The organism is Thalassomonas actiniarum (genome assembly GCF_000948975.2).
Classification (GTDB): domain Bacteria; phylum Pseudomonadota; class Gammaproteobacteria; order Enterobacterales; family Alteromonadaceae; genus Thalassomonas; species Thalassomonas actiniarum.
This window is the reverse complement of record NZ_CP059735.1, coordinates 6365501-6391152: the sequence shown is the minus strand read 5'-3', so window position 1 is coordinate 6391152 and position 25652 is coordinate 6365501. Positions and strand designations below refer to the sequence as shown.

Here is a 25652-nt window from a genome sequence, read left to right as displayed (position 1 = left end):
GTATCGGGGACACAGTTTTTGCGATAACCCTTAACTTATAACCGTCGGGAGGCCTTATGGATTTATTTACCGGATTATTATTAATCACCTCAATACATCTGTTGGCGGCGGCCTCTCCCGGGCCTGATTTTGTTTTGGTTTCCCAGCAAACACTGCGCAATGGCAAAAAAACCGGTCTGTTGATCAGTCTCGGTATCACTCTAGGTTTGTCCATCCATATCATTTATTCCGCTTTTGGCCTGGCGGCGGTGATTGCCAACTCCTCCATGGCCTTATGGGCGATTAAAATTTTTGGCGGCGGCTATTTGTTATATCTGGGTTACCAGGGCCTGAGGTCGAAAGCCCAGGTGCAAAGCACGATGGATACCCAAGCGGATGCGGCGCAAATCACTCGCCCGGGTTCGGCAAAAAGTATAGGCTTAGGTTTTTTATGCAATGCCCTTAATCCCAAGGCTCCTGTTTATTTTGTTTCGCTTTTTACTTTAGTGTTATCGCCGGATATGCCCTTATATCAAATTGCGGTTTACGGCGTCTGGATGATGGTGATCCAGCTTGCCTGGTTCTCCAGCGTAGTAATGTTGCTTTCCAGGCCTAAGGTCAATGCCGGCTTTCAGCGTTTTGGCCACTGGATAGACAGGATTTTAGGCGGCGCCATGATCCTCCTGGGGATAAAACTGCTGACAACAAAAATTAATTAATTTATTTGTAAACTAAGATCTTACCCGCTTTAAGTTGTCTCCCGGCGGGTATTTTCGTCTTTTTTACCCGGATTCCCGGTTATTCCTCAATATTCTGCTTTTTATCCCGGCAGGAATACCTAAGAATATTCTTCAGCAGCCGGCGCTATTCATCCAATTTACAGGCAAATATTTTATATAAGGGATCACTATGACACTCGGTGAACAATTTAAACAACTCAGGCATGAGCTGGGATTAAGCCAACCGGAATTAGCACAGCTGGCGGGGATAGAACAATCTTATTTATCTAAGCTGGAAAATGATAAGTCGGTACCGTCCAATGAAATTTTCAGAAGTTTACTTAAGGCCTTTAATCTGGAGTTGAATCAGTTTTTGGCTCGTTTTGATTTAAATACCAGCCGGGGGCAATTAAGCCAGATCCCGGATATCGAGCACTGGCTGAAGCAACAACAGCAGCAGCAAAGTACAAAACAAAGGCGTTACTTATATAGCTGCAGCGCCCTGATAGTGATAGCGGTAACCTTGTTTTATACCGGTTTCAGCACGCTGTTGTTTGGTGAAACCCGTTATCAGTATGAATCCCAGGGGGTGGTGCTGCCCGGCGAACCTAAAGATATCTTTAGCAGCTGGTCAAGGCTGATCTCCGGCAACGGCGACGAGCATCGCAGGCTCCATATTAAGAAAAAAATGGAAATGGTGAAACGCAAAGACGCTAAATACCTGTTGCTTTGGGATAACTTAGGTCCGCACTTCACCGAGCAGGTCAGCGGAGGATTGCGCTTTTATCAGCTAGATAAGCACGAGCAGGAGCCGAGACTCATCAACGCCTTACTGCAAATTTTGGCAGTGATGTTGTTTTCTGCCGGGATTATGGGCTTTGTCCTGGAAAGGAAACTCTTTAAACAGTAAGGGATTTACTGCTGCTTGTCGGCCGCCGTTATTCATCTTGAGGCGGCCGGTTAAAGCAGGAAAACACCAAAGTGCTAGTCTTCAGACACTTCTTTCTCTGCCAGCTGTTTTTCCTGTAAACGCTCTTCAAGCTCGGCAATTTTGTTTTCCAGCATGCTTAACTGGGCGCGGGTTTTGATCAAGACCTGGGTTTGCACATCAAACTCTTCCCGGGTGACCACATCTAACTGAGACAATTTACGTTGCAAGACGGTTTTGGTCTTGTCTTCGAGATCGTTGGCTATGGTTTTTAATCCCGGCGGGATGGAATCCGTAACCTGACGGGCAATATCTTCAATTTTTTTAGCGTTTAACATAGGGCTAAGCTGCTTTATCTACTGTACTTGGACCTATTGTAAACACTTTTAAGGCGCGAGTATAAAGTTATTGGGTAAATTTCTTGGATCAATATCAAAAGACAGATGTTGCCCGGGACAAAAAAAGGGTAAAATCTGCGCTTTCATAATCGCCATGATGTTTATCTGGCTGTTCTGCTTTAGCCGCCTTCTTTTAAGTATCAAGTTTAGGTATAAGGTTCAGGCATAAAATGCGGCAGCTGGTCTTTTCCCTGAAAAGCATTCGATAACCTGTAAATTTTTTAGAAAACTGATCCAATATGAAACTTAATCCCGGACAAAATGAAGCGGTAAAATATGTTAGCGGCCCCTGCCTGGTACTGGCGGGCGCCGGCAGTGGCAAAACCGGGGTTATTTGTCAGAAAATAGCCTATCTGATCCAAAAATGCGACTACAAGGCAAGAAACATTGCCGCGGTAACTTTTACCAATAAAGCCGCCCGGGAAATGAAAGAGCGGGTCAGCAAAATGCTCGGCCGCGAGCTGACCCGGGGCCTGACGGTATCAACTTTCCACTCCCTTGGCCTGGATATTGTGCGCCGTGAAATCAAAACCTTAGGTTATAAGCCGGGTTTTACCCTGTTTGACGATCAGGATACCCTGGCGTTGTTAAAGGAGCTGACCGAGCAGGAGCTCGACGGCGATAAGGACCTGCTGAATAAACTACAGGGCATGATCTCCAACTGGAAAAACGACTTGCTGTTGCCGGACGGGGCGCTGAAAACAGCCGGTGATGCCGATGCCGCCCTCTACGCCGAGTTTTACGCCCGTTACCAGAAACATATGAAGGCCTATAATGCCCTGGATTTTGATGATCTGATCCTGATTCCGACCTTGCTGCTGCGCAATTACCCGGAGGTACGGCAGCGCTGGCAAAATAAAATCCGTTATATGCTGGTGGATGAATACCAGGATACCAATGCCAGCCAGTATGAATTTGTGAAACTGATCACCGGCGAACGCGGCCGTTTAACCGTGGTAGGAGACGATGACCAGTCGATTTATTCCTGGCGCGGGGCCAAACCGGAAAATCTGGTACAGCTTGGTAAGGACTTCCCCAGTCTGAAGCTGATCAAGCTCGAGCAAAATTACCGCTCCAGTGGCCGTATCCTTAAATGTGCCAATATATTAATTGCCAATAACCCCCATGTTTATGACAAGGCGCTGTTCAGCGAGCTCGCTTACGGGCTGGAATTGCGGGTGGTACAGACAAAAAATGAAGAAAATGAAGTGGAGCGCCTGGTGGGTGAGCTGATCGGCCACAGGTTCCAGAATAAGAGCCAGTTTAAGGATTACGCGGTTTTGTACCGGGGCAATCATCAGTCGCGTTTGCTGGAAAAGGCGATGATGACCAACCGTATTCCCTATAAGATCAGCGGCGGCACCTCCTTTTTCTCCCGCAGCGAAATCAAAGATATCATGGCCTACCTAAGGGTGCTGGTGAATCCCGACGACGATAATGCCTTTTTGCGTATCGTTAACGTGCCGCGCCGTGAAATAGGCCCGACCACGCTGGAAAAACTGGGCAGCTATGCCAATATGCGCCAGATCAGTATGTTTGCCGCCAGTTTTGAGCTGGGGTTAGAGCAGCACCTGACCGGGCGCGGCCTGGCCAGTGTCCAGCGCTTTACCCGCTGGATCGTCGAAACCGCCGATAATGCCGAGCGTGGCGATACCGCCGCGGTATTGCGCTCAATGATCCGGGAAATCAATTACGAAGACTGGCTATATGATACTTCTCCCAGTGCCAAGGCGGCGGAAATGCGTATGAAAAACGTGACCCAGTTATTCAGCTGGGTTACGGAAATGCTGGAAGGGGGTGAGCTGGACGAACCCATGACCTTGCCGCAAATCGTCACCCGTTTAACCTTACGTGACATGATGGAGCGTAACGAAGAAGAAGATATGGCGGACCAGGTGCAGCTGATGACCCTGCATGCTTCCAAAGGGTTGGAATTCCCCTATGTGTTCCTGATCGGCATGGAAGAGGGGCTGCTGCCCCACCAGACCAGTGTTGATGAAGGCAATGTTGAAGAAGAGCGCCGCCTGGCCTATGTCGGCATCACCCGGGCGCAGCGGGAGCTGATTTTTACCTATGCCCGGGAGCGTCGGCAATTTGGTGAAGTGGCCCGCACCGAGCCGAGCCGTTTCTTATATGAATTGCCGCAGAACGATCTGATCTGGGAAAGCGGCAGGGCCCAGCCGACCGCAGAGCAAAAACAGGAAAAGGGCAAAGCCGGGGTCGCCAATTTACGGGCTATGCTTAAAGCGAAAAGCGAGAAAAATTAGTTTACTGCCAGAAAGGAGGCACAGGTTTATGATGCAGGTTCTGCCCAGCCTGACCACAGAGCATTTGGAGATTTCTGTACTGCAGCCGGGGGATTATGTCCTGCTGCAACATTATTACCGGGAAAATGAGCAACATCTGGCACCCTGGGAGCCGCTCAGGGAAACGGATTATCATCAGGAGGCGGAAGTACAAAAAAGGCTGACCCGGGCGTTCACCGGCTTTAACCAGGGCCGTGAGCTGCATTTTGCCGCCTACTTTCCGGGAGACAATGAAATTGTCGCCCTGGCCACCTACAGCAATCTGATCCACGGGCCGTTTCAGGCCTGCTATCTCGGCTATTCCATCGCCAGGAAATATCAGGGGCGGGGGCTGATGGCGGAAATGCTGATCGCCACCAATGCTTTTGTTTTTGAGCAGCTGGGCATGCACAGGATCATGGCCAACTATATGCCGGAAAATGTCCGCAGTGAACGCTTACTCCAGCGCCTTGGTTTTGAAAAAGAGGGACTGGCCAAATCTTACCTCAAGATTGCCGGCCAGTGGCGGGATCATATTTTAACGGCGAAAATCAACCCGGCGGAAACCGACTGAGTTATAAAGCCCTTTTGGCCCCGGACGGCGTTTTTGCTAATCATTGTCCGGTTTTTTCTTTAATGCCAGCAAGGCCATTCCCGCCCCCGCACCCGCAAGTATCAGCGCAGGAAAAGACTTGTGCTCGATAAATAACAAGGTGGCACTGATGATCAGGGCGCCGGAAAAAACAGCGTACAGCAGTTTCTGGCTGTTTTGTTGCTGTTGCCGGTTAAGCTGGCTGATCAGTTTCGCCTGCTGGATCTGGCTGTCTTTACCGGCTTTAAGGTAGTCATAGACCAGATCCGGCATTTCCGGCAGTTTTTCATTCCAGAACGGCAGGTTCTCCCTGACCTTGGTCAGGATGGCCTTAGGCCCCATTTGCTGTTTCACCCAGGTTTCCAGGAAAGGTTTGGCGGTTTGCCATAAATCCAGTTGCGGATAGAGCTGGCGGCCCAAACCTTCGATATAAAGCAAGGTTTTTTGCAATAGCACCAGCTGGGGTTGTACTTCCATATTAAAGCGCCGGGCGGTATTAAACAGGTTGACTAATACCTGGCCAAAGGAGATCTCTGCCAGCGGTTTGTTGAAAATCGGCTCACAGACGGTGCGGATGGCAAATTCAAATTCGTCTACGCTGGTTTCATGGGGTACCCAGCCGGAATCCACATGTAACTGGGCCACCTTACGGTAATCCCGGTTAAAAAAGGCGACGAAGTTTTCCGCCAGGTAACGTTTGTCTTCCCGGTTCAAGGTGCCGACGATACCGCAGTCGATGGCGATCCAGGTGGGATCTTCCGGGCTGCTGGCATCGACAAAGACATTGCCCGGGTGCATATCCGCATGAAAGAAGCTGTCGCGAAATACCTGGGTAAAAAATACTTCCACACCGCGCTCCGCCAGGAGCTTCATATTGACCTGTTGTTGATGCAGGGTTTCTATTTCACCAACCCCTATGCCGTAGATACGCTCCATCACCAGGACGTTTTTATGGCAGTATTCGCTGTAGATACCGGGCACATACAAGACCTTATCGCTGGATCTGCCCTGTTCGAAATTACGTTTGAGCTGGATGGCATTGGCGGCTTCGCGCATTAAATCCAGTTCATCCAGGATGGTTTTACGGTATTCCGCCACTACTTCTTTCGGGCGCAGGCGTTTGCCGTCCGGCAACCAGCGGGCGACGATGGCGGCAAACATGGCCATCACCTTGATATCGGCGAGTATGGTTTTACTGATCCCCGGGCGCAAGACCTTAAGTACCACATCCCGCCCCTGACCGGCTTTGCCGTCGGGATAAAAACTGGCGGTATGTACCTGGGCGATGGAGGCGGATGCCAGCGGCGTCATATCAAAGTCGCCGAAGTGCAGGTTAAACGCTTCTTCCCCCATGGCCTTGATAATGATTTGTTTGGCCTGCTCGCCGTCAAAAGGCAAAACCTGATCCTGCAGCGCCGCCAGTTCATCGGCAAAGTCCGGCGGCAGTAAATCGCGGCGGGTGGACAGCATCTGGCCGAACTTGATAAATACCGGGCCCAGGGATTCAATGGCCAGGCGGAATCTCAGCGCCAGCGGCTTGTCTTTATGCTGGTTCCTTAACCAGAACAGGGAGTGGCGGAACAGGCGCACATACCAGGGCAGAGCCTGTTTCGGCAACAGCTCGTCTAAGCCGTATTGTAAGAAGGTTTTCAGTATCTGGTAAAGACGATGGCTGTTCACATGTACCCTTGTAATATTATTTGTTGGTGTCGTTGGCTGGGCTGGATTTGAGCTGCTCATCCATGCTTTGGACCCGCGCCATCAAGGCCTGGGTTTTTGCGGTTAAGGTGCTGACCTGCTCATTGAAATAAGTCAGTTGGCTGCCGGTGACCGCCAGTTTCTGCTCATGTACCAGGTATTCGCCGGCATCCGACTGGATTTGCCGGGCGGCAAAGGCGAACTTTTCCTTAAGGGCCTGTCCGGTTTGTACCAGCTTATGGGTGGCGATATCGCCGATATAGCGGGCCAGTTCGCTTTGCCAGTCTATTTCCAGGTTATCCGCGACGGCAGCAAACCCCTGGGCGACTTTCAGATCTCCCTGAATGTCGAGTAAATCTTCCTTAATAAGCCGGGTCAGGGCCTGTTCTTTTTTCAGCCGCAACAAGGTTTTGATGTCGGTATTGATTTCACAATCTGACCGCTCTTTGATGCCGGTAACCATGACTTGCCTGTCGCTAACGGTAAAGCTGAGCGGGAAAGCCAGTTCCCTTAAGTTGACCGTCAGGGTCATACCGGCCAGCTTATCCAATTGGCTGTTGCTGTGAATATTAAGCGTCAGGGCTTTATTGATCACAAATTCGAGTGTGGCGCTTAAGGTTTGGGCCGGCATCAGGATACTCATAAGATCAGAACTTATAACCTTTATGCAGGGCTACTATGCCGCCGGTGAGATTTTTGTAACCGGCCTGCTCAAAACCTGCGTTTTCCATCATGCCCTTAAGGGTTTCCTGATCCGGGTGCATCCGGATGGATTCCGCCAGGTACTGATAACTGTCGCCGTCTTTGGCCACCAGCTCGCCCATTTTCGGCAAGATATTAAAGGAATAGAAATCATAGGCCTTGTTGAGCAGTTCGTGCTCAGGCTTGGAAAATTCCAGTACCAGCAAACGGCCACCGGGCTTTAATACCGAATAGATAGAACGCAGGGCTTTGTCTTTATCGGTGACATTGCGCAGGCCAAAGGCGATAGTGACGACATCAAAGGTATTTTCTTCAAACGGCAGCGCTTCGGCATTGGCCTGGACGTATTCGATGTTTTGTACCAAACCGCGGTCACGCAATTTGTCACGGCCGACATTCAGCATGGAACTGTTGATATCGGCTAAGATAACCTTGCCTTCCTTGCCCACCAGTTGTGAGAACTTGGCGGTCAAATCGCCGGTGCCGCCGGCTAAATCCAGTACTTTATTACCCGGGCGTACGCCGCTGGCATCTATGGTAAAACGTTTCCATAAGCGGTGAACGCCAAATGACATAAGATCATTCATCACATCGTATTGCTTGGCGACCGAATGAAAAACACCGGCCACCATAGAAGCCTTGTCGTTTTTCTCGACGGTTTTATAACCAAAATGTGTGGTGCTGTCCTGCTTGTGCTGTTGATGATCTGAGTTTGATGATGACATGGGCAATTCACTTATCACTAAAATTGCCGATAGTTTACTGCATGCCCGGGCAATCAACAATTAGCTTAACGGGAATAATGGCATTTACTGAGATAAATCAATGGACGCAGGTACTTTATTTATGTCTGGAACGTGCAAACGGTGGCTGCCTGGGCGCAGGTACCTAATTTGCATCGGGAACCGGTAAGCTGAAATACTTCCGTGTATAAATCCAGCTCTCTACTCATCCTTGAGCTTGCCGGATAAATACTTCCGTGTATAAAAAAATCCCCGCGGGAGCGGGGATTTTGACTTGGGAGAAACTAATGACAGTTAATTAGTTACTTATTTCCACACGGCGTCTAAAGTCACGCCAGAGAAAGTGCTATAGGCATTTACCGCAATATGCCAGGTACCTGCACTTGGTGAAGTGAAGCTACAGGTTTCTTCATTGCTGCCGCTTTCAGATAAGCAGTCGTAAGTTGAAGACGTTGGCTGGCTGCCGAAACGTACATACAAGTCTGCATCGCCGGTACCGCCTGTGGTGGTGATATCCAGGCTGGTCATGCCGGCAGGTACTTCAATGGTGAAGAACTTGGCGTAACCTGAAGAAGCTGAAACGCCGGTTTCCTGCATGCTGCCACCCGGGTTGCTGCTGGTCTCGGTAAAGCTACCGGTCAGGCTGACACCGCTATAGGCGCTGTAACCGTTTAGCATAACGTAGTAAGTACCTGCCTGGGCCGTTGCAATATCACAAGATTCAGTGCTGTTGCTGTTCCATGAACGACAGTCAAAACCGCCGGTGCTGGTTGTCGGTGCTGAGCCAAACTTCACATACATGTCGGCATCGCCTGTGCCGCCTGTGGTATTAAAGCTTAAACCGGTAGCGCCCGCCGGTACTTCCAGAGTGAATACCTGAGTTTCATCTTTGGCGCCGGAAAGTGAAGTTTTCGCTACACCGTTAGTCAGCTCAGTGCCGGTTACCGGCGGTTCAACCACTACGCTGCCACAGTTGCTGGCCATGTAGTCGGAAGCGGCTTTTGCCTGCACTAAACCGTAACCGGTTTTGTCGTCACGACCGGCCGTTTCCAGGTCAAGGGCGGTATTTTTAAGGGCGGTACGTACTTCATCGGCAGTACAGGAGATGTTGTTACTCCAGGCCAATGCTGCAACAGCGGCGACATGCGGTGTTGCCATGGAAGTACCGTTGTAATAAGCATAATCCTGGTTGCCGACAACGCTTAAGCTGACAGACTGGCCTACCATGCCTTGTAAAGTCTGGCCTAAAGCGCGGTCTACCGATACTGTAGGTACGGTGATATCGCTGCCGGCATCAACCAGGAACGGGCTTTGCAGTGCTGTGCGGTCGTTGTCACTGAAAACAATCACACCTGTGGCACCGGCATCGGTACAGGCTTTAGCCGGGTTGATTTCAGGGTAGTTGCTGCCAATCTGGTTGTCGTTACGTTCGGCCAGACAGATGTTGCCGGAAACATTGCTACAGCTGTAGCTTGAGCCCGATACGGTACATTGACCGAGAATACCGCTGGCTGAGCCGTTGAAGTTATCAACCGCATAGCTGCTGCCGCTCGGTGTGAAACGGGTTTGTGGTACCACCATGTCGTTGGCATAAGTTGTGCCGCCGATAGTGATTGAACCTAAACGGCCGTCACCGGCAACGGTAGATAAAATCGCTTCGCCCGGACCTGCAACCTCAACCTGGGCAGTGTACTGAGAGAATTCTGCGTGTCGGCCGCTGGCATCAACTGCGCCTACCGCCATTACGGTATCGTAAGAGGCCGGGTATGACAGGCTGGAATCGCCATCGTTACCTGATGCGGCAATCAGCAAGACACCGGCATTTGTCGCGGCTTCTAAGCCATTTCTTTCTGTGGTAGTAGCACTTGGACCACCTAAACTCATGTTAACGACTTTGGCGCCGTTGTTAACACAGGTATCAACCGCGTCAACCAATTCCGAGCTGTAACCCCAGCCGCTTTCGTTAAAGACTTTCACGATGTGCAGGTTAACGTTAGTGTTAGGCAATACCCCAACCACACCTTCGCTGTTGTTTACTGCGGCGATAGTACCGGCAACATGGGTGCCGTGAGAGCCGCCGTTCTGGTACCAGTTACCTGTACCTGAATCATTGGTGCCTGAGTGGTTGTTGGCATTTAAATCCGGGTTAGAACGCTCGTAGCCTGAATCGATAATACAAACCGTCATGTTACCGGCGGCGCTGTCGCTTAGCTGATCCGCCTGGACATTGCCGATACCCCAAGGCTGCATCTGTGAAGCAAGGTAGCGTAATTCGTCTTGCTCGGAATATTCAACATTCTTGTCGCTGTTAATACTGTTAAGCATTGCCTTGATATTTTGTTTTTTAGCGGCTTTATCGACAGCAAAAACATGGACATTGTTTTTCATCGCTTTCACGTGGGTAAGGCCGGCGCCTGTGGTTTTGCTTAATTTAGTCGCCATTGCCTGGTGCAGGCTGTCTGCGCTGATGCTGTTTAGCTCAGCAACCGACTTGCCGGCGAACATGATTTGGCGCAGGTTAGCGGAATCTTTGTATTTCACTATGATGCGCTCACTCATCGCATCTCTTTTTGCTTGTTTTTCGCTGGCTAACCAGGAAGCAAAAGCTTTCCCGTTATTGTTGGCCGCTTCAAAGCTTTGCAGGGTACCGTTGGCTGCGATGGTTTGTTGTGCGCCTAACGCGGCACAAACACCGATAACGAGCTTAGATAAAGCTCTTTTATTTGTCTGGATCTTTTTCATGCTACTTCCATCTCTAATTATATTTTTTATGGTGACTGTTATTGTTGTTATTAGTCTTATTATTGTTTTTTTATCTTTTTGTGTTTTAAGCAAGTAAACCGATATTTATTCACGATTAAATGCCTGCTTAAAAGCCCCTTCGTTGAGGGGAAATTGATAGTAGCAACTGACGCCTTGCCATCTAGCAAATTCACGACAGCTTTTCGCATAATTACGACTGTTGAAATTTTATCTTTAAAATTCATGCGTTTAAATTTTATCAGATAGTTAAAACAAGTGTTTTATTTTTCATGTCCGCCAGGCATGGTTGAAAAACATCCTGTTGGGGTATCATAAATCACCGGCTTTTTATGACGCTGCTTTTGGATGGGACTCAAGATAAAAAAATTCGAGATATTTTTTGTCGGGAAATGACATCGCAGGGTTTAATAAATATTTAAACAGAATGAATATCTAGACAATACGGTATAGCGGTTTACCGGCGGCGGCTTTTATTTATGATGAAGGTATCACCTAGATGTCAGTGGCGGATGAAATGTATACCCCTCTTGAGTCTCTGCCGGGTTAGCAAACACTTCATAGCGGGTAATGCCTGTTTAAAGTGTGCTGCGGCCACCTTTTTATCCGGCAAACATAGTAAGGGGATCACAGCTTAGCTTCAGCCTGCAATTTATGGCAGCCGGTTAAGGTATGCCCCGTGTTGTCTTTTCGCTAGTGCAGGGATAAATACAGACATAAAAAAATCTCCGCCCAAGGGCGGAGATTTTGTGTGGGAACGTTATAGTGGATGTGCTTATATTGCTAAGCTTAGTTCCACTGGGCAGTTAAGGTCAGGTTGCTTACCCGGCGGTAGGCGTAAATTTCGATTTCCCAGCTGCCTTCTGCAGGATTGCTGATGGTACAACTTTCAGTGTTTTTGCTTGAAGTTGACTCACATACGGCCGTTGAAGAACCCGGCTGGTAAATGTACAGGTCTGCATCACCGCTGCCGCCTGAAGTATTGATAGTAAAGCTGGTAGTACCGGCCGGGATATCAACATTGAAGGTCTGAGAAGCTCTTCTGCTGATGGAAATACCGGTTTCTTCCAGGCTGTTACCGCCTGCTGGTGGCTCAGTAGTACCACCACAGCCGTTAGCCGTCAGGTAATCATGGGCAGCCTTGGCTTTAACAACACCGTGACCGAAGTAGACATCGTGACCGGCATCGCCTAAATCAGCTGCGGTAGCTTTTAGCACGTTACGGATATCGGTACCGGTACACTCGGTATGGTTAGACCATACCAGGGCGGCAATACCGGCTACTGCAGGAGTCGCCATGGAAGTACCTGTCATATAGCCGTAGCTGCTGGCAGAAATGTCGATGCTTGCACTTGTCGCCGCAACTAAAGCTGTTTTGTCTTCCAGTGCTGTCCCTACGGCTGGAATCGTTGTCGCGTTGGTTTCACCTAAAGTACCGGATAAAACGCCGGAAACATTATTGATGATGATAGCGCCGATACCGCCGGAGTTTTCACAGTTTTGTACTTTATCATGGAAAGAGATGTTACCACGGTCAATCACACAAACTTTACCGTTAGCCGCGCTGTCTGTTGCTTCAGCCGTGCCCATGTAATAAGTGCTGCCTGAAACGGAACCTGTGTTCTCCATTGCCGTTGAAGCATAGTTTTGACCGCCTGCGGTGGTTACCGATAAGCTCGCCATATCTTGCGGGTAAGTAGATAATACGTTTACACCACCTGCAGTAACTTCTACACAGTTATCCTGAGTTGAAGAACAGCTGGGGTATTGAGAAGAATCATAACGGCCGTTGTCGGCATCGTTACCACCGATCATCATGACCGACTCATATCCGGCAGGATAAGAGCGTACGTTGTTACCGTCGTTACCGGCTGCGGCAACTACCAGGCCACCGGCTGCGGTAAAGGCGTCAAAGGCATTTTCTTCGGCGCGGTTAGAAGCACCGCCACCTAAACTCATATTGATGATATTAGCACCGGCATCGGTACATTTTTGTGCGGCATGGGCTAAATCAGAAGAGTAACCCCAACCACTGGCATTAAATACCTTGATGATGTGCATATCTACGCCAGGTGCCATACCGACAACACCGACATTGTTATCTGCCGCACCGATAGTACCGGCTACGTGGGTACCGTGTGGTCCGCCGTGTTCATCCCAGTTACCTGTACCTGAGTCGTTATCGCCTGTGATGCCGGCCCAGTTAAAGTCAGGGTTGGTTCTGTCCAGACCTGAATCGATAACACAGACTTTCATACCGGCATTGGCGTTAAAGGTTACCTGGTCGGCTTCTGACTGATAAACAGAATAAGGCGTTAACTGCTCGGTACGCGGATCGCCGATATCATCATTGAACGCTGCCATAGGGTAACGGCGGGCATCTTCCTGGATTTCCAGAGCAGCAAATGCCGCTTGATTGATCTGGTCAGAAGCCGTGTTCAAACCTCTGTCCTGCAGGGCTTTAACCGGGTTGCTCATCATCTTCTTAACGCTGTTTAAGCTTTTGCCTTCAAAAGTTGCCGAGATAAAACCGTTGGCATCAACATGGATATTTGCGCCAAGCTTTTTCGCCATGGCTTTAACCGCTTGCTTGTTGCTGTCTTCTACATGGATGATATATCTGTTGTCTTCGGCCTGGGCTGCAAAAGCACTGGAGATGGCTAATGCGATAACGGATGTAGTGAACTTTGACATTTTCATATTATTCTCTCTGGAAGATATTTATTATTGTTTCAACCGCCGGTGTTATTGTTATTGGTGGCAGTTGTTTCTTACTTGCTTATGTTCGGTTATTAGCGCCGCCGCTTTCGTTATTATTGTTACGGCTGCTTTTATCTTTTTAGATGAACGGCAATACTTCTCAACCTAAAAGGTGCCTGAGCTTCCTTGCTCCGAGCACTATTCGATACTAACAACTGGTTAGTTCTCATCTAGTAAATTCGCGACAGCTTTTCGCTTAATTCCGACAGTGCAAAAATAATCCTTTAAAAACATGTGCTTGCAAGTTCAATAAAAGTGACTGGGCGTTTTTTGTCGATGATTTGGCGCAGATTCACCAGAATGAGAGGCAAGAGTGTTGGCGGAATAAGCATAAAGTGCAGGTTTCTCACCCGTCTGGCTTTACGATAAGTGGCACGGGACGGGAAAGTTGTGACTAAGAGTCAGGTTTTCTGCTTATCGGCCGGGTTAGTCAGCTAATGTTTTTTGCTGGTGATGATGGCGCGAGGGTTATTTTTACCCCAAAGTAAAAAAGCCATTATCAGGAGAAAATCCCGATAATGGCTTTTGCTGGATAACTCTCAAATCACTTGAGATTTATCGGCTTGTTATTTGAAGTTGATGGTCCATGAATTCAAGGTACCTGTGTCGCCACCGGCATTGTCATGAACTTTCAGTGTCCAGTTACCGTTGCGCTCGCTGCTGGCAAAACCGTCAACATTATAGCTTTCTTTAATATCGTCGGTGCTTCTGCCGGTGTAGCTGCGCAGTACCTGCTCGGCACCGCTAGGCGATACTAAGGTCAACAATAAGTCACCGCTATAAGTGTGGGTGATGTCTACATCAACCGTGGCGATAGCGCTTGAGCCGCTGTCGTTAACCGTGATGCTGCTGCTGGTGGTGTTATTGTCAGTGATGCTGGCGCTTGTGGTATTGCTGTAAGTATTGGTCACCGGTGTAGAGCCGCCTTCGCTGTAGCTTGCTACCAGGCTAACATCGCTGAAGGTGCTGTAAGCAGAAACCGTAACATGGTAAGTACCTTCCTGTGCGGAAGCGATGGCACAGCTTTCGGTGCTGCTGCCGGATTCAGACTTACAGTCATTGCTGCTGGAGCTGGCTGCTGAGCCGAACTTAACGTATAAATCCGCATCGCCGCCGTTGCCGCCGCTGGTGTTAAAGCTCAGGTTGGTAGCGCCTGCCGGTACCTGGAAGGTATAGGTCAGGTCTTGTCCTTTACTGGCTGCAAGACCGGTTTTTGCTACGCCGTTGGTTAATTCATTGCTGGCAACCGGGCCGCTACAGCCATGCTCTGTGATGTAATCGCTGGCAGCTTTGGCTTTAACCACACCGTAACCGTAGTAAACATCGTGACCGGCATCGCCTAAATCTTCAGCCGTTGCTTTTAATACTTCACGGATCTGGGTACCGGTACATTGCGTATGGTTTGACCAAACCAGGGCGGCAACACCTGATACGCCAGGCGTCGCCATGGAAGTACCGCTGATGGTGTTGTAACCGGTGGCCGTAACATCTACGCTCATGAAACCGCCAGCCGTCAGGGCTGCCTTGTCGGCAAGTAAAGCTGTTACCGTTGGGATAGTTAAACTGTTGTTTTCGCCTAAAGTAGCGCCTAAAGTACCGGCTTCGTTATTGATGATGATAGCGCCGGTACCGCCTGAGTTTTCACAGTTTTGCACTTTATCATGGAAAGAAATATTACCGCGGTCAATCACACAGATATTGCCGTTGGCGCCGGCATCGGTTGATTCGGCTGTACCCATATAATAAGTGTTGCCGGAGAAAGTCCCTGGTGGCGTATTTGAGTCAGAGGCAATAGATGCAGCGTAAGTTTGTCCGCCGATGTTGATTTCTGCCAGGGTCGGCGTATCCATAGGGTAGGTAGACAATACATCTAAACCACCTGCGGTTACTTCAACACAGTCGTCACGGGTGGCTTGACAGCTAGGGAACTGGGAAGACTCATAGCGGCCATTGTCCTTGCTGTTACCGCCGATCATCATGACCGACTCATAACCGGCAGGGTATGAACGGGTATTGTCGCCGTCGTTACCTGCAGCAGCGACTACCAAACCACCGGCGGCGGTAAAGGCGTCAAAGGCATTTTCTTCGGTGGCATTGGCTCCGCCGCCGCCTAAACTCATGCTGATAATGTTGGCACCGGCATCGGTACATTTTTGTGCGGCATGGGCCAGATCGGAAGAGTAGCCCCATTTACCGTCGGTATCCCGGAAAACCTTGATGATGTGCATATCAACGCCCGGCGCCATACCAACAACACCGATGTTATTGTCTAATGCACCGATAGTACCGGCTACGTGAGTACCGTGTGAGCCGCCGTCGTTCCAGTTGCCTGTGCCTGAGTCGTTATCGCCGGTGATATTGTTCCAGTTGAAATCCTGGTGATGCTGGTCAAGACCTGAATCGACCACACAAACCTTCATACCGGCATTGGCATTAAAAGTCACCTGGTCGGCTTGAGACTGCTTGATAGAATAAGGAGTGATTTGCTGGGCGCGCGGATCGCCGGCATCATCGTCGTAAGTGGCCATCAGGTAGCGAGGGTGATCGATTTCTATGGCATTAAAAACGGCATTGTTAATATCTGATGTTGCTTTTAAGCCTTTTGCGGCTAAGGCCTCAACCGGGTTGCTCATCATCTTTTTAACGGAATTTAAGCTCTTGCCTTTAAAGGTGGCCGAGATAAAGCCGTCGGCATCTACCTTGATTTCACCACCCAGTTTTTTCGCTAATGCTTTAACCGCAGCTTTATTGTTGTTATCTACGTTGATGATATATCTTTCGTCTGCTGCCTGTACGGCAAAAGCACTTGATACCGCTAAAGCAATAACGGATGCGGTAAATTTTGACACTTTCATGTTTACTCCATCGGGGAATTCTATCGAAATGTTTTTATGGTTTAAGTGCGGTTATTTTTATTATTGATGCACAATCTGATTTTTTAATTATGTGATTTAGATGAACGGAAGACATCCGTTTGGTTCAGGCTAAATGTGTCAAAGCTATCCTGCCCTGAGCGTTATTCGATACTAACAACTGGGTGAGTTGCCTCTAGTAAATTTACGACGGGTTTTCGCGAATTTACGACATCGGAAAATTAATGCTTTATATTCAGGTGTTTATTTTTCGATGTTAATTAAAAATAATAGAGCTGTTAACCATAGCTGGTACGATTTGTTGTTTCTCGGATAAATAATCACCGAAAAAATGGGGCTGGTAAGGTGTTTGTTAATAAAAAGCTAGGGGACTAATTGGGGAAATATAATCAGTACGATGAAAGTTCACTCGTTTAACTGCTGTTAAACGCGGCTAAATCTGCGATTGGAATAATCAGGCGTTGGAGTATTGTTCTCTATTTGCCATCCAGCGGTTGATCAATGCCAGGCCTTTATCCGGATATTTTTTCCATAACAGGTAGGCATCGCGTTTTACTTCCGGGATCAATTCGGCATCCCGCAATAAATCGGCGATTTTTAACTCTGCCAGGCCGGTTTGCCGGGTTCCGAGCAATTCACCCGGGCCGCGTATTTCCAGATCCCGCTGGGCGATGACAAAACCGTCGTTGCTTTCCCGTAACACCCCAAGGCGTTTAATGGCGGTTTTTGATAACGGGCTTTTGTACATGAGCACGCAGTGGGAGGCGATGGCGCCACGTCCTACCCGGCCACGCAGCTGGTGCAGTTGGGCCAGGCCCAAACGTTCCGGATTTTCGATGACCATTAAACTGGAGTTAGGCACGTCAACGCCGACTTCGATCACGGTTGTTGCCACCAACAGGTGCAGATTACCTTCCTTGAACTGATCCATGACTTCCTGTTTTTCAGCCGCCTTCATCCGGCCGTGTACCAGGCCTATTTTCAAGGTCGGCAATTGTTGCTGTAAATAGTTGGCGGTATCTTCTGCCGCCTGGCACTGCAAGACTTCCGATTCATCAATCAGGGTACAGACCCAGTAGGCCTGGCGGTTATCCTGTTCGCATGCCTGACGGATACGTTCAACGACATCGTCGCGGCGGCTGTCGGGCAGGGCCACTGTGGTAATGGGGGTACGTCCCGGCGGTAATTCATCGATCACTGAAGTGTCGAGATCGGCATAGGCGGTCATGGACAGGGTTCTGGGGATCGGGGTCGCGGTCATGATCAGCTGGTGGGGGTAAGTGCCGTCGAAAGCGCCCTTTTCCCGCAGGGATAACCTCTGGTGTACCCCGAATTTATGCTGCTCATCGATGATTACCAACACCATTTTTTGAAACACGACCTGCTCCTGGAACAGGGCATGGGTGCCGATCACCAGCTGCATGCTGCCGTCTGCAATTGCCGCCAATGCCAGGTTTCTGGCCTTGGACTTGGTTTTACCGGCGAGCCAGCCGACATTGATGCCCAGCGGTTCAAACCATTTTTGAAAATTAATGGCATGCTGCTCCGCCAGGATTTCCGTCGGCGCCATCAGCGCCACCTGATAGCCCTGCCCTATGGCGGTAATGGCCGCCAGTGCCGCCACCAGGGTTTTACCCGAGCCGACATCTCCCTGCACCAGGCGCATCATAGGTACAGGTTTGGCTAAATCGGTGCGGATCTCATCCACCACCCGTGCCTGGGCGCCGGTGGGGGAAAACGGCAGGGAATCGAGAAACTGCTTGTTGAGCTTATCATCGATATCCAGGGAAATGGCTTTATGTTTATCGCTCGATGCCCTGAGTTTGAGCATGCTGAGATTATGGGCCAGCAACTCTTCCTTGATCAACCGGATTTGCGCCGGGTGTTTGCCGTTTTCGATGGCGCTGATATTGGTATCCGGCGGCGGCCGGTGAATAATGGCCAGTGCCTGGGCCAAAGATAACGGGTGTTGCAGAAATTCCGGTGGTACCAGTTCTTGCACCTGGCCCCGTTTAAGACGTACCAGTGCCTGTTCGGTCAGATTGCGCAGGGAAATTTGCCTCAGGCCGTCTGTGGTCGGATAAACAGGGGTCAGGGTTTCTTCACCGGCAGTGAGCGGCTTATCTTGATCCAGGGGTTTATATTCCGGGTGCACGATTTCAAAACCGCGGCCGCCGCGGCTGATCTCGCCGTAGCAGCGGATGCTGGTGCCCACCGCCAGGGTTTTGATCAAGCTGGCGGAGAAATGGAAAAAGCGTAAGTTGATGGTGCCGGTATCGTCGCTTAAGGTGACCAGCAGCATACGGCGCTTACCCTGCACTATCTGGTTGTTGACCACCTCGCCGATAACATTGGTATGTATGCCGGGCACCAGCTCGCCGATGGAGAGGATCCGGGTGCGGTCTTCATAACGCAGCGGCAGGTGAAACAGCAGATCCTGGATGGTCAGCAAGCCGACCTTTTCCAGTTTTTTTGCCATGCCGGGGCCGACACCTTTAAGTACGGTCACCGGGGTGATCGCCAGGTTGTCTAAGCCCTGCCCACCTGCTGCCTGTGTTGCCATGGCTAGTCGTCGATGTCCTGCCAGGTTTCTTTGGTCATCTGCATTTTTTGCCACCAGTCATCGCTGGCCACTATCTGCCCTTCTTCGTCGATTTGCGGATAAGGCAAACCTTTGCGGTTGCAGGCCTTGGCAAAAATCGGGTGACCCCCTTCGAACAGGATGCGCTGGCGGCGCTCTTCACTTAAACGCGCCTTGTCGTAAAGTCCGGCAAGCTTGCGCTGGCGCTGGGCTTCGTATAAGACGACCGAGCAGGCCACGGAAACATTTAACGACTGCACCATGCCCACCATAGGAATAATGATATCCTGATCTGCCAAATCCAACGCGGTTTGCGAGGCGCCGAATTTTTCCTGGCCGAGGATAATGGCGGTCGGTTTGGTATAATCAACTTCGCGAAAATCTACCGCGGTCGGTGACAGGTTAGTTACCAGCACCTGCATATTTTGCTTTTTCAGCTCGACGATGGCATCTTCTGTGGTGGTGTAGTTATGTACGTCAATCCAGTTTTGACTGCCGGCGGCACTGCCCCCTGAAACCCGCATCTGTTCGCTTTTCCATACCGCGTGCACGTCGCTGACTCCTATGGCGTCACAGGTACGTACCACGGCGGCCAGGTTGTGGTTTTTGTGCACCCCTTCCATGCAAACGGTGAGATCGGGTTGGCGTTTATCCAGCATCTGTTTGATGCGTTCATGTCTTTCTGGTGTCATAAAGGTAACTACTTAAGGTTTTAGCTCTACCCGATCGCTGTTGTTGGCGATCGGGGGATTTTGGTGTCGCTATTATGCTGTCAGGGCAATGCTAGTCGACGCTGGGCAATTCCATGATGCCGTCTATTTCGATATCGACATTTTTAGGCAACTGAGCGACACCTATGGCGGCACGGGCCGGGTAAGGTTCTTTGAAATAACGGCTCATTACCTCATTGACCGTGGCGAAATTGGCCAGGTCGGTCATAAAAATATTCACTTTTACCATATCATTGATGCTGCCGTCGGCGGCTTCACACACGGCGACCAGATTTTTAAATACCTGCTCTGCCTGTTCTTCGAAGCTGCCGCCTACCACTTCCATGGTGTTTGGATCTAAAGGGATCTGGCCGGAAAGGTAAACGGTATTTTTGACTTTTACTGCCTGGCTGTAAGTGCCGATAGCGCTTGGGGCATTTTCTGTTTTGATAATGGTTTTCATAAATTTCTCTTTATTTGTTACGGATCACGCGTTGTACATCCACCATAACCTTAATTTTTCGAATAATATCGGCTAAATGTACGCGGTTGTGACAGGTGATCTCCAGATCTATGGTGTATAAGCCGGAGTCTTTTTCATCGGTATTGAGGGAGTGCACATTGGACTCGCACTTGGCAATAACATTGGTGAGGGCGGCAAGCGCCCCCTGGTGGTTGATAATTTCAATACGCAGCCGGGCGATAAAGTCGCGGTCGATATCGGTGTCCCATTTCACCGGGAACAAGCTGCCCTGCTCATGGCCTTTAATATTACGACAACCCTGCTGGTGTACCATCAAGCCCTTACCCGGGCTGAGGTAGGCCAGGATACTGTCGCCGGGAATAGGACGGCAGCATTTACCGTAGTTGACCAGCATGCCTTCGGTGCCTTTGATCGGCATTTTGGTTTTGCTACTCGTCGGTTCCAGCTCGCTGTCTTCGGTAAATTCGTCGGTTAAACGCCGGGCGATCCCGATACTGAGGGCATTACCTAAGCCTATATTGATCAGCAGGTTGTCAAAAGTGGCATTGCCGGTTTCTTTAACCACAGAGTCGATTTTTTCCTGGGAAATATCTTCCAGTGCGGTTTTGCCTAAGGCATGGCTTAACAAACGTAAACCCAGCGCCTGGGATTCGGTTTTTTCCTGGGAGCGCAAATAGGTACGGATCTGTAACCTGGCCTTGGCGGTCACCACGAAGTTGAGCCAGGTGGCATTGGGACGCGCCGCCGAGGAAGTGATCACTTCTATGGTTTGTCCCGAGTCGATCGGCTGGCTTAACGGATAAGGTTTACGGTCGACCTTGGCACCGACGCAGGAGTTGCCGACATCTGTGTGTACCGCGTAGGCAAAGTCTACCGCGGTTGCCCCCATCGGCAGTTCGATGATACGGCCGTCGGGGGTAAAGACATAAATTTCTTCCGGGAACAGATCCGACTTAACGTTTTCGATAAATTCAAACGAGCTGCCGGCGCTTTGCTGTAATTCCAGCAGGCTCTGCATCCAGCGACGGGCTTTCATTTGCGCCGTGGTGCCGCTGTCGTCGCCGTCTTGTTTATATAACCAGTGGGCTGCGACCCCTTTATCCGCCATTTGATCCATGTCTTGGGTACGGATCTGAATTTCTACCGGGATACCGTGAGGACCGATCAATGAAGTATGCAGCGACTGGTAGCCATTGGTTTTGGGAATGGCAATATAATCTTTAAATCGGGTTTCGATCGGTTTAAACAGATTGTGCACCGCCCCCAGGGCGCGGTAACAATTGTCAAAGCTATTCTCGACTATGACCCGAAAAGCATAAATATCCATAACCTCGTTAAACATCAGCTCTTTGTTTAACATTTTACGGTAGATGGAATACAGGTGTTTTTCCCGGCCGACTATGGTGGCCTGGATGCCGCTTTCTTCCAAGCGGGCGGTGATTTCTTCCTGGATATTATTGATGATTTCTTTACGGTTGCCCCGGGCTTGCTTGACCGCCGACTTTAATGCCCGGCTGCGCATTGGATACAGGGCTTCAAAGCCGAGGATTTCCAATTCATTTTTAATATCATGGATGCCGAGACGGTTGGCGATGGGGGCGTAAATATCCAGGGTTTCCCGGGCGATGCGGCGGCGTTTGTCGGGTCTGAGAGACTCCAGGGTACGCATGTTATGGGTACGGTCGGCGAGTTTGATCAGGATGACCCTGATATCCTGCACCATGGCCAGGACCATTTTACGGAAGTTTTCCGCCTGCATTTCTTCTTTATTGTCGAACTTGAGTTTGTCGAGTTTACTGACCCCTTCCACCAGCTCGGCGACGGTATGGCCGAACAGTTCTGCCAGTTCGTCTTTGGTGGTGCTGGTATCTTCAATCACGTCATGGAGCAGCGCCGCCATTAAGGTTTCGTGATCCAGGTGCATTTTCGCCAGGTTAAGGGACACGGCTACCGGGTGGGTAATATAAGGCTCGCCGCTTGAGCGCATCTGGCCTTCATGGGCATCTCTGGCCACTATATAAGCTTGTTTGAGCAGCTCTATCTGGTCTTTGGACAGGTAACTGGAAACGTGTTCTTTTAATGGTTCAAAAAGGTACACCAAAAACTCCCTTAATGTTTTGCTGCTTAGTGAATATTAGTACAGGGGACAAATCACAGGATACGTGTATTTGCCAATAAAGCCAATGGCTATAAGCCTTTTCTGTCGATGAAATTTTTCGATTTTCAGAAAAAAGCACTCAAAATAAAAAACGCGCAAAACTGATGTCAGTTATTGCGCGTTTTCAGACACTCACCCAGAGAAAAATTACTCTGCGTTTTGTCCACCAACAATAGCAGCAACGGCAGCAAGTTCCGCCGATTCCTGCTGTACTTGTGCGTGACGCTCAGCGCTGTTCATGACATCTGTGGTGATTAAACCTTCTTCGATTTCACGTAACGCCAATACTGTTGGTTTGTCATTTTCAAGCTCAACCAAAGGATCTTTTCCGCCGGTTGCAATTTGGCGGGCACGACGAGATGCTACCAGCACCAGGTCAAAACGATTACCGATTTTTTCTACGGCATCTTCAACAGTTACGCGAGCCATTAGGTCACTCCAACAATAAAATTTATAAAATAGTAGCGTAGTTTACTTCATGCTTAATCGTTAGCCAATAGATCATTAAACAAATCCTGATGTTTTTCTATCTGTTGGCTACGCTTTAAACGCTGGTTGTTCACGATAGTGGTGAGATCAAGCAGTGCCTGATCGAAATCATCGTTGACAATTATGTAATCAAACTCCTGGTAATGGGAGCATTCGGCCTGTGCCTGGGCCATGCGATCGCGGATCACTTCATCACTGTCCTGGCCGCGGCTGCGCAGGCGGTTTTCCAGCTCCTGCTTTGACGGCGGGCTGATAAAAATGGTGGTTACTTCCGGCTTTTTCATCCGTACCTGCTGGGCGCCCTGCCAGTCGATATCAAGAAAAACATCTATGCCTTGCGCCAGCTGGGCATCGATGGCGGCTTCCGAGGTGCCATAATAATTACCGAACACTTCGGCATATTCGTAAAAGGCTTTTTCGTCGATTTGCTTTTTAAACTCATCCACGCTGACAAAGTGATAATGCTCACCGTTGTTTTCACCCGGACGGGGCGCGCGCGTAGTATGGGAAACAGAAACCTGCATAGGTCTTGGTGATGCCTGCTTCAGTAATGCGGTGATCAGGCTTGATTTACCGGCTCCGCTGGGGGCCGACAAAATAAATAAGTTACCACTGGCTGCCACTGTCGTTCCTTTTAAAAAGCTTATTTCGAAAATTCAGGGGCGCGCACTATACCTAATTTTACCCCCTTTGCCACGTTTTTCTTTTAACCGTCAGGTCATAAGTTTAGCTTTATATCAGCAGGTACTGGTGAAGTATTGTACTTTTTTATCAGTAAATTCAGTTGATTAATTTATCGCCAACTGGTCTGAGTTGTCATAATTCTGTCTTAAAACTGTCTTTCCCTTGTCATCTTTTACCACTAGTTTAGCGGCAACTATTTTATCGCACCGTTTATAAGGGTTGAATGATGTTCAAAAAAACTATGCTGGCCATGGCGGTCTCCGGGGTATTTTTAACGGGTTGTAATGATGACGACACGCATGAAGTGGTCAAGACTGTGGAAGTCATTAAAGAAGTTGAAGTACCCAGGGAAGCCACGGAGGAAATTACTAGCGTTAAAAATGTGATTTTGATGATAGGTGACGGCATGGGGCCGCAACAGGTTGGCCTGCTGGAAGAATATGCCCGCCGTGCTCCCAACTCTACTTATAATGGCTCGGGCAATGAAACCGCATTGACTAAGTTGGGTCAGGCAGGTCAGCTCGGCTTGTCGTTAAATGCTCCCTTTGGCGCTAATGGCAGCCTGGTGGTGGACTCCGCCTGTTCCGCCAGTCAATTGGCTACTGGCGTTGCCGCCGGTTCTGAAATGATCGGTTTGGACAGCGAAGGCAATATTGTCAAAACCATTTTAGAGAAAGCCAAGGCGCAGGGTAAAGCCACCGGTTTGGTTTCCGATACCCGCATCACCCATGCTACCCCGGCAGCTTTTGCCGCCCATCAGCCGCATCGTTCGCTGGAGCCGGAAATTGCCGAAGAGCTGATTTCCTCCGGCAGTGTTGATTTGATGTTGTCCGGCGGCGCCCGGGTGTTTTTGCCGTCGGATATTAAGACCGATGAAGATGATCGTCAGTTGATGGCGGATTTAGGGGCTCCGGAAAGTGTCTACAAAAAATCGAAACGCAGCGATGATCGTAACCTTTTACTCGAAGCGAAAAATGAATACGGCTATAACCTGGCTTTTGACCGCGACCAGCTCAATAGCGCTGCTACGGATGAAGGCACAAAAATATTAGGTTTGTTTGCCAACTCAGGGATGGCGGACGGTATTGCCTATAGCGAATGTAAAAAAGACGACAGCTGTACCCAGCCTTCATTAAGGGAAATGACGTTAAAAGCCCTGGATATCCTGTCTAAAGATGCCGACGGTTTCTTCCTGATGATCGAAGGGGGTCAAATCGACTGGGCCGGTCACCTCAATGATGCCGGCTGGATGCTGCACGAACTATTGAAGTTTGATGAAGCCGTGGCCGCAGTATATGAGTGGGTGAAAGACAGAAATGATACCCTGGTGGTGGTAACCGCCGATCATGAAACCGGCAGTTTTGGTTTCAGCTATTCCCGCAATGATTTACCTGAAGCGCAGATCCTTGACGGCGACGGCATGAACGGTCGTGAATATAAGCCTAACTTCAATTTCGGCGCATTATCGAAACTGGATATGCTTTATGCCCAAACCGGTACCTTCTATGACATGATGGATATTGTCAGCGCCGACTGGGATTTTACCAATACCACGGGTGAGCAATGGGCGAATGCCATTAATACTCATAGTGAATTTAAAGTAACCGCCGAAGAAGCCGAGTTTATCGGCGAGCGTGAGGTGAATGAATACCTGGTGCATGATCACAGCTACTTAAGCGCCGAAGAGTTCCCGAAAGTAAACGACTTTAAAGAATTCTATGTTTATGGCGATGAAATTCACGGCGACTTAATCGGCCGCGCCCTGGCGAAAGAGCAAAACATTGTCTGGGGAACCGGCACCCATACCGCGGCGCCTGTGCCTGTATATGTGTTTGGTCCTGAGGCAATTACCAAGCAGTTTTCTACCATGCAGCATCATGTGGATATTGCCAATAAGATGATGGCGGCGCTAATCCAGGAGTAATACACTCAAAGGGTTGCTCGAATGTTTAACCTGGCCCGAAATGAGAGTCTTCATTTCGGGTTTTTTTATTGAAAACTTGTCTAAAAATAACTTTCCGTGATCTTTGAGGTTAAGGAAATGTCATCGCGTGATATTATCCTTTGCCCCGCTATTCGTAATTGTGCCTTAACCTAACCATCAGAGAT

17 protein-coding genes and 2 pseudogenes are annotated in these 25652 nt (G+C 49.5%); 5 read left to right on the top strand and 14 right to left on the bottom strand.

What is annotated here, in order from left to right:
• Positions 1–56 precede the first annotated feature (56 nt).
• Together SG35_RS27820 and SG35_RS27815 are read left to right on the top strand one after the other, a co-directional pair.
• A complete protein-coding gene (locus SG35_RS27820; protein ID WP_044834346.1) occupies positions 57–698 on the top strand; it encodes a LysE family transporter in 642 nt (213 codons plus the stop codon).
• Positions 699–888: 190 nt separating this feature from the next.
• Positions 889–1608 (top strand): helix-turn-helix domain-containing protein, encoded by a 720-nt coding sequence (locus tag SG35_RS27815; protein ID WP_044834345.1) that lies wholly within the window; start codon positions 889–891, stop codon positions 1606–1608.
• A 74-nt stretch (positions 1609–1682) separates the two neighbouring features.
• Here the strand turns inward: SG35_RS27815 and ubiK are convergent, their stop codons facing one another.
• Positions 1683–1964: a ubiquinone biosynthesis accessory factor UbiK gene (gene ubiK / locus SG35_RS27810; RefSeq protein WP_044834344.1), complete on the bottom strand. Its 282-nt coding sequence runs from the start codon at positions 1962–1964 to the stop codon at positions 1683–1685.
• A 299-nt stretch (positions 1965–2263) separates the two neighbouring features.
• Here ubiK and rep point away from each other — a divergent pair, with 299 nt between their 5' ends.
• Both rep and SG35_RS27800 read left to right on the top strand, forming a co-directional pair.
• The gene (rep, locus tag SG35_RS27805) at positions 2264–4291 is read left to right on the top strand and encodes a DNA helicase Rep (protein ID WP_044834343.1); all 2028 of its coding nucleotides are present in this window, start codon (positions 2264–2266) and stop codon (positions 4289–4291) included.
• A gap of 28 nt (positions 4292–4319) precedes the next feature.
• Positions 4320–4883 (top strand): GNAT family N-acetyltransferase, encoded by a 564-nt coding sequence (locus SG35_RS27800; RefSeq protein WP_053043228.1) that lies wholly within the window; start codon positions 4320–4322, stop codon positions 4881–4883.
• A gap of 36 nt (positions 4884–4919) precedes the next feature.
• On the opposite strand, the gene ubiB is transcribed toward SG35_RS27800, so the two are convergent.
• The 13 genes and pseudogenes from ubiB to gmk all read right to left on the bottom strand — a co-directional run bounded on the left by ubiB (position 4920) and on the right by gmk (position 23482).
• Positions 4920–6581 (bottom strand): ubiquinone biosynthesis regulatory protein kinase UbiB, encoded by a 1662-nt coding sequence (gene ubiB / locus SG35_RS27795; protein ID WP_044834342.1) that lies wholly within the window; start codon positions 6579–6581, stop codon positions 4920–4922.
• A gap of 16 nt (positions 6582–6597) precedes the next feature.
• Complete coding sequence (locus SG35_RS27790; protein ID WP_053043227.1) at positions 6598–7242, bottom strand: ubiquinone biosynthesis accessory factor UbiJ; 645 nt, start codon at positions 7240–7242, stop codon at positions 6598–6600.
• Positions 7243–7246: 4 nt separating this feature from the next.
• Positions 7247–8026, bottom strand: coding sequence for a bifunctional demethylmenaquinone methyltransferase/2-methoxy-6-polyprenyl-1,4-benzoquinol methylase UbiE (gene ubiE / locus SG35_RS27785; protein ID WP_044834478.1), 780 nt, complete (start codon positions 8024–8026; stop codon positions 7247–7249).
• Between the two features lie 324 nt (positions 8027–8350).
• Entirely contained in the window at positions 8351–10786 is a 2436-nt protein-coding gene (locus SG35_RS27780) for a S8 family serine peptidase (protein ID WP_053043226.1), read from the bottom strand.
• 807 nt (positions 10787–11593) lie between these two features.
• Positions 11594–13504, bottom strand: a complete 1911-nt coding sequence (locus tag SG35_RS27775) for a S8 family serine peptidase (RefSeq protein WP_063888671.1) — start codon at positions 13502–13504, stop codon at positions 11594–11596.
• A 626-nt stretch (positions 13505–14130) separates the two neighbouring features.
• Positions 14131–14361, bottom strand: a pseudogene (locus tag SG35_RS32205) (proprotein convertase P-domain-containing protein); the annotation flags it as partial.
• A gap of 177 nt (positions 14362–14538) precedes the next feature.
• Positions 14539–16419 (bottom strand): annotated as a pseudogene (locus SG35_RS27765) (S8 family serine peptidase); the annotation flags it as partial.
• A 472-nt stretch (positions 16420–16891) separates the two neighbouring features.
• Entirely contained in the window at positions 16892–19000 is a 2109-nt protein-coding gene (recG, locus tag SG35_RS27760) for an ATP-dependent DNA helicase RecG (protein ID WP_044834341.1), read from the bottom strand.
• 2 nt (positions 19001–19002) lie between these two features.
• Complete coding sequence (gene trmH / locus SG35_RS27755) at positions 19003–19710, bottom strand: tRNA (guanosine(18)-2'-O)-methyltransferase TrmH (protein ID WP_044834340.1); 708 nt, start codon at positions 19708–19710, stop codon at positions 19003–19005.
• Positions 19711–19801: 91 nt separating this feature from the next.
• Positions 19802–20191 (bottom strand): RidA family protein, encoded by a 390-nt coding sequence (locus SG35_RS27750; RefSeq protein ID WP_044834339.1) that lies wholly within the window; start codon positions 20189–20191, stop codon positions 19802–19804.
• A gap of 10 nt (positions 20192–20201) precedes the next feature.
• Positions 20202–22310, bottom strand: a complete 2109-nt coding sequence (gene spoT / locus SG35_RS27745) for a bifunctional GTP diphosphokinase/guanosine-3',5'-bis pyrophosphate 3'-pyrophosphohydrolase (RefSeq protein ID WP_044834338.1) — start codon at positions 22308–22310, stop codon at positions 20202–20204.
• A gap of 207 nt (positions 22311–22517) precedes the next feature.
• On the bottom strand, positions 22518–22799 hold the full coding sequence (rpoZ, locus tag SG35_RS27740) for a DNA-directed RNA polymerase subunit omega (RefSeq protein WP_044834337.1): 282 nt from the start codon (positions 22797–22799) through the stop codon (positions 22518–22520).
• Between the two features lie 53 nt (positions 22800–22852).
• A complete protein-coding gene (gmk, locus tag SG35_RS27735) occupies positions 22853–23482 on the bottom strand; it encodes a guanylate kinase (protein ID WP_044834336.1) in 630 nt (209 codons plus the stop codon).
• Between the two features lie 287 nt (positions 23483–23769).
• On the opposite strand from gmk, the gene SG35_RS27730 reads away from it, so the two are divergent.
• Entirely contained in the window at positions 23770–25467 is a 1698-nt protein-coding gene (locus SG35_RS27730) for an alkaline phosphatase (protein ID WP_044834335.1), read from the top strand.
• Positions 25468–25652: the final 185 nt, after the last annotated feature.